A 16,507-nucleotide genomic window follows, 5' to 3' on the forward strand; every position below is an offset into this window, starting at 1 on the left:
GCAGCATTGCCGATGGAGCGTGCTGGATGACTGCTGTTGATTTACCGGCTGTACCCCGAGTGTTGATTGCCGAGGCGGACCCTTGGTCGCGGGATCTGCTCAAGCAAGTGCTGTTGAATGTGCGCTGCGACGCACGGCTGGATGTGTGTGCTGATGGGCAGCAAGCAGCCACGCTGTTGCGAGAAAAAACCTACGACCTGATTCTCGCGGATTGGGAGCTGCCCGGCGTCGATGGCTTGAGCCTGCTGCGCAGCGTGCGCCAGAAGCGCCGTTCGCTGCCCTTCATTCTGTTGAGCAGTCGCAATGACAGCGCCAGCGTGCGCGAAGCCTTGCCCCTGGCGCCGACGGCGTACCTGACCAAACCACTGAACATGGAAGGCCTGACCCAGCGCCTGCAAGACCTGCTGCTCAACGAAGGCGAAAGCGTGTACTGCGAAATTGCGCCGCTGGCGCCGGGCATGACGTTGCCGGTGTTCCTGGAGCGCCGCCGCGAAGCCTCTGACGGCGCGCCGTTGCGGGTTGATGTAAAAAACGCCGTGGCGCACAGCCTCACTCCGGATGGCCTGGACCTCGAACGCCTGGAAGACCAGGTGCGCATGGACCCGCAAATAACGGCCGTATTAATCGCCGCCGCCAACAGCGCCGGTCATCACGGCACGCCGGTACAAACCCTGTCGGCCGCGCTGCACGCACTGGCGGCCGGGCAGAGCATGAACCTGATTCTGGGCCTGGCCCTCAAGCACAACGTGGTGCTGGGCGACCCGGCGCTGGTGGCCTATGCCGAGCGCCACTGGCAACTGTCCCAAGACACTGCCGACTATGCCCGCCGCCTGGCGCGCATGCTGGAGCTGGACCACGAGCGCTGCTACAGCGCCGGCATCCTGCACCGGTTGGGCGACTTGGCGTTATTGCGTTGCCTGGAAGACTGGCGCCAGGGCGGCGGGGCGTTGGATGACGAAGCCATTGGCGAGTCTCTGGATACCTACGGTGCGGCCTATGGTTCGGCGTTGCGCACACGTTGGCGCTTGCCGTTGGAGCTACGCCAGCTGATTGCGTCGATCTATTCACTCGAAGGCGGGGTGTATTCGCGAGAATCGCTGGTGATGAACCTGGCGGCGCAGATGGCGCGCTTGACCGAGCGTGAAGGGTTGGAAGAGCTGGCCAGCAGCAAAACGGCGCGCTTGCTGAGGGTCGGGTTGTCGGAGTTGACTCGGGTACGCAAGGCCTAGCCAGCAACGCGGTCGCGTGTGGGAGCCAGCCCGCTCCCATCGTTTGAGTGGCGTTAACTCGCTATGACGCGGTTCTTGCCTTGGCGTTTGGCCTCGTACATTGCCGCATCAGCGCGCGCAAACAGGCCGTCCAGAGATGAATCTTCTTCGCGCAGGGTGGCCAGGCCCTGGCTGACGGTGACGGTGAATTGCCGCCCTTCGTAGCTGAAACTCAGCGCCTGGATTTCCTTGCCCAACCGCTCGGCCACTTGTAACGCCATGTGCGGCGCACAACCGGGCAGCACGGCTGCGAATTCTTCGCCACCGATGCGCCCGAACAGGTCGCCACGGCGCAGTACGCTGCGACCGCTCTCGGCGATACGCCGCAACACCTGATCGCCCTCCAGGTGGCCGTAACTGTCGTTGACCTCTTTGAAGTCATCAATGTCCAGCAACAGGAACGCCAGGGGTGTGCCCTGAGCGCAAGCGCTGTCGAAGGCCAGGTTGGCGCATTCGAAAAAGTGCCTGCGATTGCTGCTCTGGGTCAGTACGTCGGTGGTGGCGAGTCGGTGCAGTTCCAACTCCATTTGTTTCTTTTCGGTGATGTCTTCGGCCATGCCGACCACGATCACCGGCTTGCCGGGCTCCACCTGCTGGTTGATATAGCATTTGTCGCTCAGCCAGCGAATCTGCCCGTCGGCGGTAATGATGCGGTACTCGCGGTCCTCCACGGCGCCTTGCTCCAGCACGCGGGCGAGGCTGTATTCAGCGTAATCGAGGTCTTCGGGGTGAATGCTGTTGCGCCATTCGCGGTGGTCGGCCAATAGCAGACCGGCCGAACGGCCAAACACTCGCTCGTAGGCCGGGCTCACGTACAGCACTTGGCGCGTTTCCCAGTCGATGGCCCACAGCACGGCATTCACGCTGACCAGCAGTGAGCTGAGCAGTTGCTCGCGCTCACTCAGCCGCTCGACTTCACCCTGGGCGTGCATGAGCGCCAACAAGGTTGCCGCCGCAGCCGGGCGGGCAGGCTCAGCTGTGGGGGCATCGGGCAAGTAAGGCTTTTCGTGGACCATCGGTACAACTCTCTCTGGGCGCGCCGCAGGATGGAGCAGCGGTCACTACAAGGGGTCACCATGATGGCGAAGTGTTCTTTGAGAGAGGGGAATTGCGGTGAAGTTCCGTGAACAGCCTGACTAAGAAATGACGTCAGAAACCGGTTGTAGGCCGATTTTCGTGGTGAATAGGTTGGTTTTAGTGATTAGTTTTACGGCGGCGAGGGTGCCCCTTGTGGCGAGGGGCTTGCTGTGGCGAGCAGGTTTGCCCCGCGTTGGGCTGCGAAGCGGCCCTGAAACCTGGCGCTGCGGTGTGTTGGGAGAAATGCAGTGGCTTTTATTGGGGCTGCTTCGCTGCCCAACGCGGGGCAAGCCCGCTCGCCACAGCAAGCCCGCCTGCCAGGGCCAACCTCGCCGCCTTCGGCCAGCCCACTCGTACGAGCGGGCTGTGAATGCCTGATCAGACCGTTGCAGGACGCAGCGAGTAGGTCTTCAATTGGTGGGCAAAATCGCGCAGGGACTGAATGCCGCTGGCCTCGGCCTCGTGCACCCATTCCTTGATCGCGGCCAGCATGTCGTGGCCATTGGAGCTGGTTTTCAGCCAGATCTGCTGCAGCGCCAGGCGCTTCTCGTAGATCACGGTGAGCGCATGGCTGTGTTCCAGCAGGCTCTGGATACGCACGTGGTGGCGGTCATCGAGCAAGCTGGTTTCACGCGACAGCAGGCGTTTGGCCCGGTGGAACTGGTGACGCACCGAGTGATCGACCTTTTCCAGCTCTTGCTTGACCAGCGGACCGATTACCAACTTGCGGTACTGGGCCATGATCTGGAAGCGGTTGTTGAGGATCGCCATGGCGGTGTCCATGTCCAGATGGCCTTTGCCTTCGACACGGTGGGCGATGGGGGCAACGCGCTGCACCTTGGCCAGGCGCAGGAAGCTGAAGACTTTGATCCACGCCCAACCCAGGTCGAACTCCCACTTCTTCACCGACAGCTTGGCTGAATTGGGGTAGGTGTGGTGATTGTTGTGCAGCTCTTCGCCGCCGACGATGATGCCCCACGGCACCAGGTTGGTCGCCGCGTCACGGCATTCGAAGTTGCGATAGCCCACGGCATGCCCCAGGCCGTTGATCACGCCGGCAGCCCAGAACGGAATCCACATCATCTGGATCGCCCAGATGGTGATGCCGATGGTGCCGAACAGCAGCAGGTCGATGACGCCCATGATCGCCACGCCCAGCAGCGGGTAAGGCGTATAGATTTTGCGCTCGATCCAGTCGTCCGGGCAGTTCTTGCCGTAGATGCGCAGGGTCTCCGGGTTTTCGGCTTCGGCGCGGTACAGCTCGGCGCCTTTGCGCAACACGGTGGACAGGCCTTTGACGACCGGGCTGTGCGGGTCGTCGACGGTTTCGCATTTGGCGTGGTGTTTGCGGTGGATGGCGGTCCACTCGCGGGTGTTCTGCGCCGTGGTCAGCCACAGCCAGAAGCGGAAGAAGTGTTTCAGGCCGGCATTGAGCTCCAGGGAGCGATGGGCTGAATAGCGGTGCAGATAAACCGTGACCCCAACGATGGTCACGTGGGTCATCAACAGAGTGACTGCCACCAGTTGCCAGGCTGACAAGTCAAGAAAACCGTTGTACCACATAGGCTGTATGGCCCTCAGATAAAGAAAAAAGCAGCTCACGCATTATCACTAAGCCTACAGAGAAAACCAGCCGCCCTTTCAGATAGAAGTGACTGGATGTTTCTTATTCTATAATCCGCAGCCTTTGTAGGGCGATTTTGTTTTTTGGTAAGGATTACTGACCATATGCTGTTTTCATACCGAGGTGCCCTGCGTGTGGGGCTGGTATACCTGCTGGTTTCCATTGCGTGGCTCCAGCTCAGCCATCATCTATTGATCGACTTTCTCGATGACCCTTGGGAATTGGAGCGCTGGCTGCAGGTGCGCGGCTATGTCTGGGTGGGGCTCAGCGCGCTGACCCTGTCGCTGATTTGCGCCCGTTTTGCCCGTGCTCACCAGCTGCAGCAGCCGCTGAAAGAAAACCGCGAGCGCCTGCGCCAGGCGGCTGCCGTGTTCGATTGCACCCGCGAAGGCGTGCTGGTCACCGACGCCCAGGGGCTGATCGTGCACGTCAATCGAGCGTTTATCGAGATCACCGGCTATCGCCGCGAAGATGTCATGGGCGAGCGACCAAGCTTGTTCAAGTCCGGGCGCCATTCGTCGAATTTTTATCAACAGATGTTCCAGACCCTGGAACGCACTGGCGAATGGAGCGGCGAAATCTGGAACCGGCGCAAAAGCGGCGAAATTTATCCACAGTGGCAAACCATCCGCGTCATCCAGGATGACCAAGGCAAGGTCAGCCATTACGTCGCGGTGTTTTCCGATATCAGCGCAATCAAGGATTCCGAGCACGAACTGGCGCACCTCGCCCATCACGACCCGCTCACCGACCTGCCCAACCGCCTGCTGTTCACCGACCGCGCCGAGCAGGCGCTGGCCTCGGCGCAAGTGCACAAACGCGGCTGTGCCTTGTTGTTGCTGGACCTGGACCACTTCAAGATCATCAACGACAGCCTCGGCCATAACGTCGGCGACCAGTTGCTCAAAGCGGTCGGCGAGCGGCTCAAGGGCCTGTTCGGCCCCGGCGTGACCCTGGCGCGCCTGGGCGGCGACGAGTTCGCCGTGCTCGCCGAAAGTTGTCCACAGGTGGTGCAGGCCGCCGCGCTGGCCCAGCGCATGCTCGATGCGATGAAGCAGCCGTTCATCTTTGACGGCCATCAACTGTTTATCAGCGCCAGCATCGGTATCAGCCTGTTCCCCAGCGATGCCCTGAGCGCCCAGCAGTTGCTGCGCAATGCCGATTCCGCGCTGTTCAAAGCCAAGAGTGCCGGGCGCGAAAGCTACGCGCTGTACACCGAAGAGCTGACCGCCCATGCACAGAACCGCGTGGAAATCGCCAGCGAACTGCGCCGCGCCCTCGACCAGCACGAGCTGCGCGTGTATTACCAGCCGGTGCACCACCTGCAGGGCAGCCGCCTGATCGGCGTCGAAGCGCTGGTGCGTTGGCAGCATCCGGAGCGCGGTCTGGTGCCACCCGGCGATTTCATCCCCATCGCCGAACGTACCGGGCTGATTGCCGACATCGACGCCTGGGTCATGGATCAGGCCTGCCGCCAGATGTGCCAGTGGCTGGCCGATGGCGCGCCGTTGAGTTTTATCGCGGTGAATGTCTCCAGCCGGCTGTTTGCCCGGCGCGAGCTGTACGAGCAAGTCGCCCAGGTGCTGCACGCCACCGGCCTCGATCCGGCGTTTCTTGAGTTGGAGGTCACCGAAAGCGCGGTAATGGATGATCCGGAAGTTGCCCTTGAGCAGCTGCATCGCCTGCGAGAGCTGGGCTTGCGCCTGGCCATCGACGATTTTGGCACCGGCTATTCGTCACTGCTGCGCCTCAAGCGGCTGCCGGTGCAGAAGCTCAAGATCGACCAGGGTTTTGTCGCCGGGCTGCCATGGGATGAGGACGATGCGGCGATTGTGCGCGTGGTGATCGCCCTGGCGAAAAGCATGGGCATGCAGGTGCACGCCGAAGGCATAGAGCAAGTGGAACAGGCGCGGTTCTTGTTGGAGCAGGCATGCGATATGGGGCAGGGGTACTGGTTTGGGCGGCCGATGCCGGCACAGGAGATTGATTGGCAGCGGGCACCTGCTATCCGATAGGCAAAACTCGGTCAATGTGGGAGCCGGGCTTGCCCGCGATGAGGGCCTTTCAGGCGAAATATTTCGTACCTGACACACCGCCATCGCGGGCAAGCCCGGCTCCCACAGGGTTAAGCAGCGCCGGGGTATCAGTATTTTCAGTACCAAAACCTTCGCAACCCCACGTCCTGCCAGAAAATTCTTTCTGGTTATATAAACATTCTTAAATAGTATTTTTAAGAATATCCGCGCTTATCTACTATCGCCCTCACGCCGCAAGCAGTGCCGCCACTGCCAGGCACTATTCATTTCAGGAGCGAGACCATGAGCGCATCTCTACGTAGCGTCGACGGCCAGGACGAAGCAGCCATTTTGCGTGAGATCCAGAGCGCCTTGCGCGACCTGCGGTTTGGCGCGGTGGAAATCACTGTGCATAACGCCCAAGTGGTCCAGATCGAACGCAAGGAAAAATTCCGTTTGCAGAACCCGGGTAACAAACCGAGCTGAGCAACAACGGCGATTCGCATGCTAGACCCGCAACTATAAGAAAAAGCCAACACCCCAGAATTTCAGGAGCCTTCTATGTCGTCGATTCGCCGTTACGCCCTGGCCGCACTGGCCAGTGCCGTGTTTGCCGGTTCCGCTGTTGCCAAAGACTACGAGTTGCTCAACGTCTCGTATGACCCGACCCGTGAGCTGTACCAGGACTATAACGCTGAGTTCACCACCTTCTGGAAACAGTCCCACCCCGGCGACAACGTCAAGATCCAGCAATCACACGGTGGTTCGGGCAAGCAAGGCCGTGCGGTGATCGACGGCCTGCGCGCCGACGTAGTGACCCTGGCCCTGGCCGGCGACATCGACGAAATCGCCAAATTGGGCAAGACCCTGCCGGAAAACTGGCAAACCCGCCTGCCGGACGCCAGCACGCCCTACACCTCGACCATCGTGTTCCTGGTTCGCAAAGGCAACCCTAAAGGCATCAAGGATTGGGGCGACCTGATCAAGAAAGACGTGTCTGTGATCACCCCGAACCCGAAAACCTCCGGCGGCGCCCGCTGGAACTTCCTCGCCGCCTGGGCCTATGGCCTGAAAGCCGGCGGCAGCGATGCCAAGGCCCAGGAATACGTGAAGGAGCTGTTCAAGCACGTGCCGATCCTCGACACCGGCGCTCGTGGTTCGACCATCACCTTCGTCAACAACGGTCAGGGTGATGTGTTGCTGGCCTGGGAAAACGAAGCGTTTCTGGCGCTGAAAGAAGACGGCGGCGCCGACAAGTTCGACATCGTTGTACCTTCGCTGTCGATCCTCGCCGAGCCGCCAGTGGCCGTGGTCGACAAGAACGCCGAGAAAAAGGGCAACACCGAAATCGCCACCGAATACCTCAAGCACCTGTACAGCCCCGCTGGCCAGGAGATTGCGGCGAAGAACTTCTACCGCCCACGCGATGAGAAAGTCGCCGCCAAATACGCCCAGCAGTTCCCGAAACTGGACCTGGTGACTATCGACAAAGACTTCGGCGGCTGGAAAACTGCCCAACCGAAATTCTTCAATGACGGTGGCGTGTTCGACCAGATCTACTCGGCGCAGTAAGCCAAATTAAACTGTAGGAGCCTGATTTTCTGTAGGCGCTGGGCTTCTGTGGGAGCTGGCTTGCCTGCGATAGCATCACCGCGGTGTGTCTGACACACCGAGGTGCCTGCATCGCGGGCAAGCCCGGCTCCCACAGAAAAGCCAAGTCCCGCAGAGAGTGCGCTCCTACAGTGGTTTCTACCCTTTAACCAAGGACTCTTATGTCGCGTCGTATTTCCCCCGTCATACCCGGCTTCGGGCTGACGCTGGGCTACACCGTGGTGTACCTCAGCCTGATCGTACTCATCCCCCTGGCGGCGATGTTTGTACATGCCGCTCAACTCACTTGGGATCAGTTCTGGAACATCATCTCGGCACCGCGTGTGCTGGCGGCGTTGAAATTGAGCTTCGGCACGGCGCTGTATGCCGCCATCATCAACGGCGTGATCGGTACGCTGCTGGCCTGGGTGTTGGTGCGCTACACCTTCCCCGGCCGCAAAATCATCGATGCGATGATCGACCTGCCTTTCGCCCTGCCCACCGCTGTCGCCGGTATTGCACTGACTGCGCTCTACACCCCCACCGGCCTGGTCGGCCAGTTCGCCGCGGACCTGGGCTTCAAAATCGCTTACACCCCGCTGGGCATCACCCTGGCGCTGACCTTCGTCACGCTGCCATTCGTGGTGCGCACGGTGCAGCCGGTATTGGCCGATATCCCCCGGGAAATCGAAGAAGCCGCCGCTTGCCTGGGCGCCAAGCCATTGCAGGTGTTCCGCTACATCCTCGTGCCTGCGTTGCTGCCCGCCTGGCTGACCGGCTTCGCACTGGCCTTCGCCCGTGGCGTTGGTGAATACGGCTCGGTGATTTTCATCGCGGGCAACATGCCGATGAAAACCGAAATCCTGCCGCTGCTGATCATGGTCAAGCTCGACCAGTACGACTACCACGGCGCCACCTCGATCGGTGTGCTGATGCTGGTGGTTTCCTTTGTTTTGCTGCTGCTGATCAACTTGCTGCAGCGGCGCATCGAACACCCATAAGGAGGCGCGGAACATGTCCCAATCGTCTATTTCCGCCGCGTCTTCGGCCAACGCCGCCCGTCGTGGCAGCGCAGTGTCGCGACGCATCCTGATCAGCCTCGGCTGGCTGGTGTTCTTCCTGTTCCTGCTGCTGCCGCTGTTTATCGTGGTGTCCCAGGGTTTGAAAAACGGCCTTGGCGCGTTCTTCACCGCGATCCTGGAACCCGATGCGCTGTCGGCACTGAAGCTGACGGTGATCGCCGTGGTGATTTCGGTGCCGCTCAACGTGGTGTTCGGCGTCAGCGCCGCCTGGTGCGTGAGCAAATACTCGTTCCGTGGCAAGAGCATCCTGGTCACGCTGATCGACCTGCCGTTCTCGGTGTCGCCGGTGATTGCCGGTCTGGTCTACGTGCTGATGTTCGGCGCCCAGGGTTTTTTCGGCCCGTGGTTGCAAGATCACGACATCCAGATCGTCTTCGCCTTGCCGGGCATTGTGCTGGCGACCATCTTCGTGACGGTGCCGTTCGTGGCCCGTGAACTGATCCCGCTGATGCAGGAGCAGGGCACCCAGGAAGAAGAGGCCGCGCGCCTGCTCGGTGCCAATGGCTGGCAGATGTTCTGGCACGTGACCGTGCCGAACATCAAGTGGGGCCTGATCTACGGCGTGGTGCTGTGTACCGCACGGGCGATGGGTGAGTTCGGCGCGGTGTCGGTGGTGTCCGGCCACATTCGCGGCGTGACCAACACCCTGCCGCTGCACGTCGAGATCCTCTACAACGAATACAACCACGTTGCCGCGTTTGCCGTCGCGAGCCTGTTGCTGATCCTGGCGCTCTTCATCCTGCTGCTCAAGCAGTGGAGCGAGAACCGTATCAACCGCCTGCGCAAAAGCGCCGGTGAGGAATAAGTCATGTCGATTGAAGTCCGTAATGTCAGCAAGAATTTCAACGCCTTCAAGGCCCTGAACAGCATCAATCTGGACATCCAGAGTGGCGAGCTGGTGGCGTTGCTGGGCCCGTCCGGCTGCGGCAAGACCACCTTGCTGCGCATCATTGCCGGCCTGGAAACTCCGGATGACGGCAGCATCGTGTTCCACGGTGAAGACGTGTCCGGCCACGACGTGCGTGATCGCAACGTGGGGTTTGTGTTCCAGCACTACGCATTGTTCCGCCACATGACCGTGTTCGACAACGTCGCTTTCGGCCTGCGCATGAAGCCGAAAAACCAGCGCCCGAACGAAAGCCAGATTGCGGTCAAGGTTCACGAGCTGCTGAACATGGTGCAGCTCGATTGGTTGTCTGATCGCTACCCGGAACAACTCTCCGGTGGCCAGCGCCAGCGTATTGCCCTGGCCCGCGCCCTGGCGGTCGAGCCCAAAGTGCTGCTGCTGGACGAACCGTTCGGCGCCCTCGACGCCAAGGTGCGTAAAGAGCTGCGCCGCTGGCTGGCGCGTCTGCACGAAGACATCAACCTGACCTCGGTGTTCGTGACCCACGACCAGGAAGAGGCCATGGAAGTCGCCGACCGCATTGTGGTGATGAACAAGGGCGTGATCGAACAGATCGGTTCACCGGGCGAAGTCTACGAAAACCCGGCCAGCGATTTTGTGTACCACTTCCTGGGTGATTCCAACCGCCTGCATTTGGGTGAAGACAAGCACGTGCTTTTCCGCCCGCATGAAGTGTCGTTGTCGCGCCATGAACTGGAAGATCACCACGCGGCTGAAGTGCGTGATATTCGGCCGTTGGGCGCTACCACTCGGGTAACGCTGAAGGTCGAAGGCCAGAGCGAACTGATCGAAGCTGAAGTGGTAAAGGACCACGACAGCCTGACGGGCCTGGCCCGTGGCGAGACCCTGTTCTTCAAGCCCAAGGTCTGGCAAAAAGCTTGAAGACACCGCAATACCCATGCGGGAGCGGGCTTGTGTGGGAGCTGGCTTGCCTGCGATAGCATCACTGCGGTGTGACTGACACACCGAGGTGCCTGCATCGCAGGCAAGCCAGCTCCCACATTCAGACCTTGCTCGGCTTTAGATCGCGGCGTTCTACCGGGCCGGACCGCGCCTCAATCTGCTCCTTGAGGTCATGCCGCAACCCCAGCAAAAACGCCAACTCCGCGACCACAAACAGTGGCCCGACGATCAGCCCCGACACGTCGTCCACAAACGCGGGCTTCCTGCCCTCGTAATAGTGGCCGATAAACTGAATCACCCAGCCCACCACAAACATCCCTATGCCGCTGCTGAGCCACACCAGCGTGCTCTGCGCCGCCAATACATGCCCGGCCCAGACTGACAAGCCCATCAGCAGCGTCATCAGCACGCCCAGCGCCAGTTCCAGGCGCAGGTAAAACCCGGCCGAGAACAACGCGAGGATCACCGCTGGAGATATCCACAAGCTGCCGACCGGCCATTCAGGACGTGAAAGCAGCACCGCCACGGCGACGACGATTAACGGGATGCCGACAAAGTGGCTGGCGATATTGCGCGGGTCGCGGTGGTAGGCGGCGTATTGACTGAGGTGCTCGACGAGGCTTTTCATTGTTGTTCCTCCTGTAGGATGCTTGATCATGCCTTGCCGGCCTGTGACTGACTGTCAGCTGGGCGACAATCTTCGGAGTTCGCATGGACACAGAGAAATGGCGCTCGCAGCTGGCCAGTGGTCATTGGTTCAGTCACTTGCCTGCCTCTTTTCAGCATAGCCTGCTGACCAGTGCCCGGCAGCGCCAGCTGGCGGCGGGGCAATACCTGTTCAAGCGCGGCGACCCGCCTTGTGGCCTGTATGCCGTGCTCGACGGCACGCTGCGCATCAGCGCGGTGAACGAACACGGCAAGGAAGCGCTGTTGAGCCTGGTAGAGCGGCCATATTGGTTCGGCGAAATCTGCCTGTTCGACGGCTTGCCGCGCACCCACGATGCCTGCGCGGTGGGGCCGTGCACGCTGTTGCAGGTGCCGCAGCAGGCGTTGCTGAACATCCTTGACGAGTCCCCGCCGTACTGGCGCGACCTGGCTTTGCTGATGAGCCAGAAACTGCGCCTGAGTTTTATCAATATCGAGCACCTGAGCCTGATGCCGGCCTCGGTGCGGCTGGCGCACCGTTTACTGATGATTGTTGAAGGTTACGGCGATACCGAGCAGTCAAAACGCGTGCTGCAACTGCCCCAGGAAGACCTGGCGGCGATGTTGAGCCTGTCACGCCAGACCACCAACGCCTTGCTCAAGGACTTGCAAGCCCAAGGCGTCGTGCGCCTGGGCTATGGGGAAATTGAAATCCTCGATGCTCATCGCTTGCGTGAGGCGGCGCACACCTGAGGGTGTTAGCCTGCAAGCCTGATCAATCGAGGTGTGTTATGCGCGTGCTGTTAGTGGAACATGAAACCGAAGAGGCACAGCGGATGGCCCGAGGTTTGAACGAGGCCGGCTACACCGTGGAGGTCGCAGCCAATGGCATGGCGGCCTTGCGCTTCGTGGAGAGTACCGAGTACGAGCTGGTGATTCTGGATGTGATGTTGCCGGGCTTGAACGCCTGGAAGTTGCAGCAGGCTATTCGGTTGAAGGGCGAGACGCCGGTGTTGTTCCTGACCACGCCGGGCGGGATTGAAGACCGGCTGCGCGGGTTGGAATTGCATGAAGATGATTATTTGCTCAAGCCGTTTGATGCCAAGGCGCTGGCGGCGCGGGCAAGAAAGTTACTGCGCCGCGATCGTGGGCGCTGATTGAGCCAGGATTGCATGGCCGGATCCACCGCCTTTGCGGGCAAGCCCGCTCCCACCCTTGCCTGCATTCACACATGAAAATGTGGGAGGGGGGCTTGCCCCCGAAGGCGCTGATTGAGCCAGGATTGCATGGCCTGATCCACCGCCTTCGCGGGCAAGCCCGCTCCCAGCTTTGCCTGCATTCACACATCAAAATGTGGGAGGGGGCTTGCCCCGGAAGGCGCTGATTGATCCAGGATGTGCATGGTCTGATCCACCGCCTTCGCGAGCAAGCCCGCTCCCACTTTTGCCTGCATTCACACATCAAAAATGTGGGAGGGGGCTTGCCCCCGAAGGTGCTTATTGATCCAGGATTTTCATTGCCTGATCCACCGCCTTCGCGGGCAAGCCCGCTCCCACTTTTGGCTGCATTCACATATCAAAATGTGGGAGGGGGCTTGCCCCCGAAGAGGCCCGACCTAGCGCAACCCATCCCGAAACTGCCCCGGTGTCATTCCCGTCCAGCGCTTGAACGCCCGATTGAAACTGCTGGTATCGGCAAACCCAAGCAAATGGCTGATTTCGGCCAATGAACACTGCGGATCCCGCAAGTGCAGCAGCGCGAGATTTTCCCGACACTCATTGAGCAACGCGTCAAACCGGCAGCCCTCATCGGCCAGATGCCGTTGCAAGCTGCGCAAACTCAAATGCAACGCCTGGGCGATCCGTTCGGCACTCGGCTCACCCTCCGGCAATTGCGCCTCGATGGCCGCGCGCACCTTGCGCTCCCAGGTCAGCGGTTGCAGCTGGGCGAGGGTGCGTTTGAGCACGGTTTCATTGTGTTCGGCCAACTCCGGGTTGGCGTCATCCAAGTGGCTGTCGAAGTCTCGCGCGGCAAACTCCAGGCGGTCTTCCTCGGCGCCAAAGAACACCGGTGCGCGAAACACCGTGTGCCACGGCGTGGGGTCGGCCGGCTCCGGGCGCTGCAGGTATACCGCCAGCGGCGCGTATTCACGGCCCAGCCGATTTCGGCAGGTGCGCACATAGATCGCTGCAAACGCATCAATCGCTTCCAGCGCCGGTGCCGGGCTGCCGGCGGGTTGCAGCAGGCGAAAGCAATAGCGCTCGCCCTCTCGACTAAGCTCCAGCGTCAGCGCATCGCTGACCACCTGGTGATAACGCACGATCCGCTCGAACACCTCGCGCAGGCTGCCGCTGGCCACCAACGCATAACCCAGCGCATGAAAGGTAGTCGGGCTGACAAACCGCGACACCCGCAAGCCGATGGCCGGGTCGCCGCTGGCCTGCACGGCCAGTGCCCATAACCGCGTGGTGGCCGACAACGGATAGCGGGCGTTGGGGTCGTCCATCTGCTGCGGGTCGAGCCCGGCTTGCGCACACAGCGCGGCGCTGTCGAGGTCCAGGGCGTCGAGCTGCTTGCGCAGGGCGCGGGTCCAGCTGGCGAGGGAAGTGGCTTCGGGCATGACGATTGGCGCTTGCGGTCAACAGGTTGGCGTGTGGGGCTGATGCCCTGGCGCACCGCTTGGGCCAGGATGCATCGATCAATAACCAAGAGGATGGAAGCATGGACGGTACTTCTGCAAGTCCCCAGCAGATGAACGCACAACAGCGTTCAGCGCATATCCGTGACGTGGTGCTCGCCGAAGGGGCCAGATTACGCCAGCAGCACCCGTGGCTGCGGCACCAGGACGCCCTGGGCGCGGGCATTCTGGCGTTTGCCTTGCTGGGCATGCTCGGCTCGGCGGCGCTCTACATCACCGGCCACATGGCGTGGTGGGTTTGCCTGCTGCTCAATGCCTTCCTCGCCTCGCTGACCCACGAGCTGGAACATGACCTGATCCACAGCATGTACTTTCGCAAGCAACGTCTGCCCCACAACCTGATGATGGGCCTGGTATGGCTGGCGCGGCCGAGCACCATCAACCCGTGGATACGCCGGCATTTGCACCTCAATCACCACAAGGTGTCCGGCACCGAGACCGATATGGAAGAACGCGCCATCACCAATGGCGAACCGTGGGGCCTCGCGCGGTTGTTGATGGTGGGTGACAACCTCATGTCGGCATTCATCCGCATGCTGCGCGCCCGGACCTGGAAGCACACATTCAACATCCTCAAGCGCTCGCTGTTGGTGTACGCGCCCTTGGCGCTGCTGCATTGGGGCGCGTGGTATGTGTTTTTGGGCTTTCATGCGGCCAATGGTGTCGCCAGCCTGACGGGCTCGCCGATCGCCTGGTCAGCCGGCACCTTGCAGGTGATGCAAGTGATCGACATCGCTGCTGTGGTGATCATCGGCCCCAACGTGCTGCGCACCTTCTGCCTGCACTTTGTCAGCTCCAACATGCACTACTACGGTGATGTGGAGCTGGGCAACGTGATCCAGCAAACCCAGGTGCTGAACCCTTGGTGGATGTGGCCGCTGCAGGCGTTTTGCTTCAACTTCGGCAGCACCCATGGCATCCACCATTTTGTGGTGAAAGAGCCGTTTTACATTCGCCAGATGACTGCCAGCGTGGCGCACAAGGTGATGCGCGAGATGGGCGTGCGCTTCAACGATTTCGGTACCTTCGCGCGGGCCAACCGCCTGGAACCGCAGGCCCGCACACAGGCCGGGCTCAATCCGGCTGAAACGGCGACGCGCTGAGCACCACGCCGGTTTCGTCCACGTACTGCTGCCAGTGGCCGATCAGGGTGTCGAGTTTGTCCGGGTGGCTTGAAGCCAGATCATGGATTTCTCCGGGGTCCTGGCCCAGGTCATACAGTTGCCACGTCGCCGGCCCTACCGGGCCTGGGATGTACACGGCTTTCCACTGGCCCTGGCGAATCGCGCGGCGGCCGAACAGCTCCCAGCCGGTGACGGTATGTTCGTCGTGCACCTGGGCGGTCTCGCCGGACAAAAAGCCCAGCCACGACTTGCCCCGCAACGGCGCCACCGGCTTGCCGCGCCAGTGCTTGCCGGGGTGGCGTACACCGGCAAGGTCCAGAATCGTCGGCGTAATATCCATCACCGTGCCAAACCCATGGCTGATGCGCCCGTTGAGCGCCAGTGGCGGGTAGTGCACCAGCGCCGGCACCCGAATGCCGCCCTCGGTGGTAAACGCCTTGAACAGCCGCGACGGCGCGGTCGCCACCTGCGCCCATGACGGCCCGTACCAGACGTAAGAGTTGGCGCGGCCGATGTTCTCCAGGCTGTTGTCGTAATGCTGGTTGAGATAGGTCAGCAGCTGCGGCCCGAACTTGGGGAAAGCTTCCAGCAGCGCGCCCTCGGCGCCGTTATCGGACATGAACACGATGAAGGTGTTGTCCAGTTGCCCCTGGCGGCGCAGGTACTCCACCACCCGGCCGATGTTCCAGTCCATGCGCTCCACCATCGCCGCATACACTTCCATCGCGCGGGCCGACAGCTGGCGCTGTTCATCGCTCAAGGCCGCCCATTGGGTGTTCAGCTCGATCAGCGGGTGGGGCTCGACATCGGCGTCGATCAACCCCAGCGCCTTGAGCTTTTCCAGGCGTTCCAGGCGCAGCGCTTCGGGACCGGCGTCGTAGCGGCCACGGTATTTTTCGACAATGTCTGCCGGCGCCTGCAACGGCCAATGTGGCGCCGAAAACGGCAGGTAAGCGAAGAACGGCCGCGCCTGGTCGCGCTCCTTGAGGTACTGCAGCAGCTTGTCGCCAAACGCATCGGAGGAATAGAACCCCTCGGGCAGTTGCTCGACGAAGGTGTCGTCCTCGATGTACAGCGCCGGGGTGGATTTGAGCAGGCCTGGCGTGTCGTCGTCGTAGGTTGGCTCGAAACCATAGTGGTTGGCCGCGCCGGGCAACAGTGAAAACGACCGCTCGAAACCCCGCGCATGCGGCGCCCGTTCGGCGGTGAGGCCCAGGTGCCATTTGCCGCTCATCAAGGTCTGGTAACCGGCCTCGCGCAGCAGCTCCGGCAGCGCCACGACGCTGTCGTTGAGGTAGCCCTCGTAACCCGGTTTACCGATCAGCTCCGGCGTAAGCGCCTCGGCCATGGTGCCGATGCCGGCGATGTGATGGTCGGTGCCGGTCAGCAGCATCGAACGCGTGGGGGAGCAGGTCGGCGCGGTGTGGAAGTCGGTCAGGCGCAGACCCTTGAGCGCCAGGGCATCCAGGTGCGGCGTAGAGATTTCCCCGCCGAACGCACCGAGGTCGGAAAAACCCATGTCATCGGCCAGGATCACGAGAAAATTGGGACGTTGCGGCATCACGGCACTCCTC

General features: G+C 61.4%; 15 protein-coding genes. 10 read left to right on the forward strand and 5 right to left on the reverse strand.

Annotated features, from left to right (window positions below; translation table 11 throughout):
* The first annotated feature begins 26 nt into the window (after positions 1 to 26).
* On the forward strand, positions 27 to 1,229 hold the full coding sequence (locus tag C4J83_RS00960; RefSeq protein WP_124416147.1) for an HDOD domain-containing protein: 1,203 nt from the start codon (positions 27 to 29) through the stop codon (positions 1,227 to 1,229).
* A gap of 53 nt (positions 1,230 to 1,282) precedes the next feature.
* On the opposite strand, the gene C4J83_RS00965 is transcribed toward C4J83_RS00960, so the two are convergent.
* Positions 1,283 to 2,284 carry a sensor domain-containing diguanylate cyclase gene (locus C4J83_RS00965; protein ID WP_124416148.1) on the reverse strand — a complete coding sequence of 334 codons (1,002 nt, stop codon included), beginning with the start codon at positions 2,282 to 2,284 and terminating at the stop codon, positions 1,283 to 1,285.
* 439 nt (positions 2,285 to 2,723) lie between these two features.
* Positions 2,724 to 3,908: a delta-9 fatty acid desaturase DesA gene (desA, locus tag C4J83_RS00970; RefSeq protein WP_124416149.1), complete on the reverse strand. Its 1,185-nt coding sequence runs from the start codon at positions 3,906 to 3,908 to the stop codon at positions 2,724 to 2,726.
* Positions 3,909 to 4,073: 165 nt separating this feature from the next.
* Between desA and dibA the strand changes: the two genes are divergently transcribed.
* The 6 genes from dibA (at position 4,074) to C4J83_RS01000 (ending at position 10,445) form a co-directional block, all read left to right on the forward strand.
* Complete coding sequence (gene dibA / locus C4J83_RS00975) at positions 4,074 to 5,984, forward strand: phosphodiesterase DibA (RefSeq protein ID WP_106577354.1); 1,911 nt, start codon at positions 4,074 to 4,076, stop codon at positions 5,982 to 5,984.
* A 303-nt stretch (positions 5,985 to 6,287) separates the two neighbouring features.
* On the forward strand, positions 6,288 to 6,470 hold the full coding sequence (gene oscA / locus C4J83_RS00980; RefSeq protein ID WP_003170956.1) for a sulfur starvation response protein OscA: 183 nt from the start codon (positions 6,288 to 6,290) through the stop codon (positions 6,468 to 6,470).
* Positions 6,471 to 6,545: 75 nt separating this feature from the next.
* On the forward strand, positions 6,546 to 7,556 hold the full coding sequence (locus C4J83_RS00985; protein ID WP_124416150.1) for a sulfate ABC transporter substrate-binding protein: 1,011 nt from the start codon (positions 6,546 to 6,548) through the stop codon (positions 7,554 to 7,556).
* 200 nt (positions 7,557 to 7,756) lie between these two features.
* Complete coding sequence (gene cysT / locus C4J83_RS00990; RefSeq protein ID WP_003218141.1) at positions 7,757 to 8,575, forward strand: sulfate ABC transporter permease subunit CysT; 819 nt, start codon at positions 7,757 to 7,759, stop codon at positions 8,573 to 8,575.
* A gap of 13 nt (positions 8,576 to 8,588) precedes the next feature.
* On the forward strand, positions 8,589 to 9,461 hold the full coding sequence (gene cysW, locus C4J83_RS00995) for a sulfate ABC transporter permease subunit CysW (protein WP_003218139.1): 873 nt from the start codon (positions 8,589 to 8,591) through the stop codon (positions 9,459 to 9,461).
* A gap of 3 nt (positions 9,462 to 9,464) precedes the next feature.
* A complete protein-coding gene (locus tag C4J83_RS01000; RefSeq protein ID WP_106577357.1) occupies positions 9,465 to 10,445 on the forward strand; it encodes a sulfate/molybdate ABC transporter ATP-binding protein in 981 nt (326 codons plus the stop codon).
* A gap of 121 nt (positions 10,446 to 10,566) precedes the next feature.
* On the opposite strand, the gene C4J83_RS01005 is transcribed toward C4J83_RS01000, so the two are convergent.
* A complete protein-coding gene (locus C4J83_RS01005; RefSeq protein WP_106577358.1) occupies positions 10,567 to 11,094 on the reverse strand; it encodes an Mpo1 family 2-hydroxy fatty acid dioxygenase in 528 nt (175 codons plus the stop codon).
* 83 nt (positions 11,095 to 11,177) lie between these two features.
* Between C4J83_RS01005 and C4J83_RS01010 the strand changes: the two genes are divergently transcribed.
* Together C4J83_RS01010 and C4J83_RS01015 are read left to right on the forward strand one after the other, a co-directional pair.
* Positions 11,178 to 11,864 carry a Crp/Fnr family transcriptional regulator gene (locus tag C4J83_RS01010; RefSeq protein ID WP_119738266.1) on the forward strand — a complete coding sequence of 229 codons (687 nt, stop codon included), beginning with the start codon at positions 11,178 to 11,180 and terminating at the stop codon, positions 11,862 to 11,864.
* Positions 11,865 to 11,902: 38 nt separating this feature from the next.
* A complete protein-coding gene (locus tag C4J83_RS01015; RefSeq protein ID WP_119738264.1) occupies positions 11,903 to 12,268 on the forward strand; it encodes a response regulator in 366 nt (121 codons plus the stop codon).
* 458 nt (positions 12,269 to 12,726) lie between these two features.
* Here C4J83_RS01015 and C4J83_RS01020 read toward each other — a convergent pair whose 3' ends face one another.
* Positions 12,727 to 13,731, reverse strand: coding sequence for an AraC family transcriptional regulator (locus tag C4J83_RS01020; protein WP_106577361.1), 1,005 nt, complete (start codon positions 13,729 to 13,731; stop codon positions 12,727 to 12,729).
* Positions 13,732 to 13,832: 101 nt separating this feature from the next.
* On the opposite strand from C4J83_RS01020, the gene C4J83_RS01025 reads away from it, so the two are divergent.
* Positions 13,833 to 14,912 carry a fatty acid desaturase gene (locus tag C4J83_RS01025; protein WP_124416151.1) on the forward strand — a complete coding sequence of 360 codons (1,080 nt, stop codon included), beginning with the start codon at positions 13,833 to 13,835 and terminating at the stop codon, positions 14,910 to 14,912.
* Here C4J83_RS01025 and C4J83_RS01030 read toward each other — a convergent pair.
* A complete protein-coding gene (locus C4J83_RS01030) occupies positions 14,884 to 16,494 on the reverse strand; it encodes an arylsulfatase (protein ID WP_124416152.1) in 1,611 nt (536 codons plus the stop codon). The two genes, C4J83_RS01025 and C4J83_RS01030, sit on opposite strands and share 29 nt — an antisense overlap.
* Positions 16,495 to 16,507: the final 13 nt, after the last annotated feature.

Source organism: Pseudomonas sp. LBUM920, from assembly GCF_003852315.1.
GTDB lineage: Bacteria > Pseudomonadota > Gammaproteobacteria > Pseudomonadales > Pseudomonadaceae > Aquipseudomonas.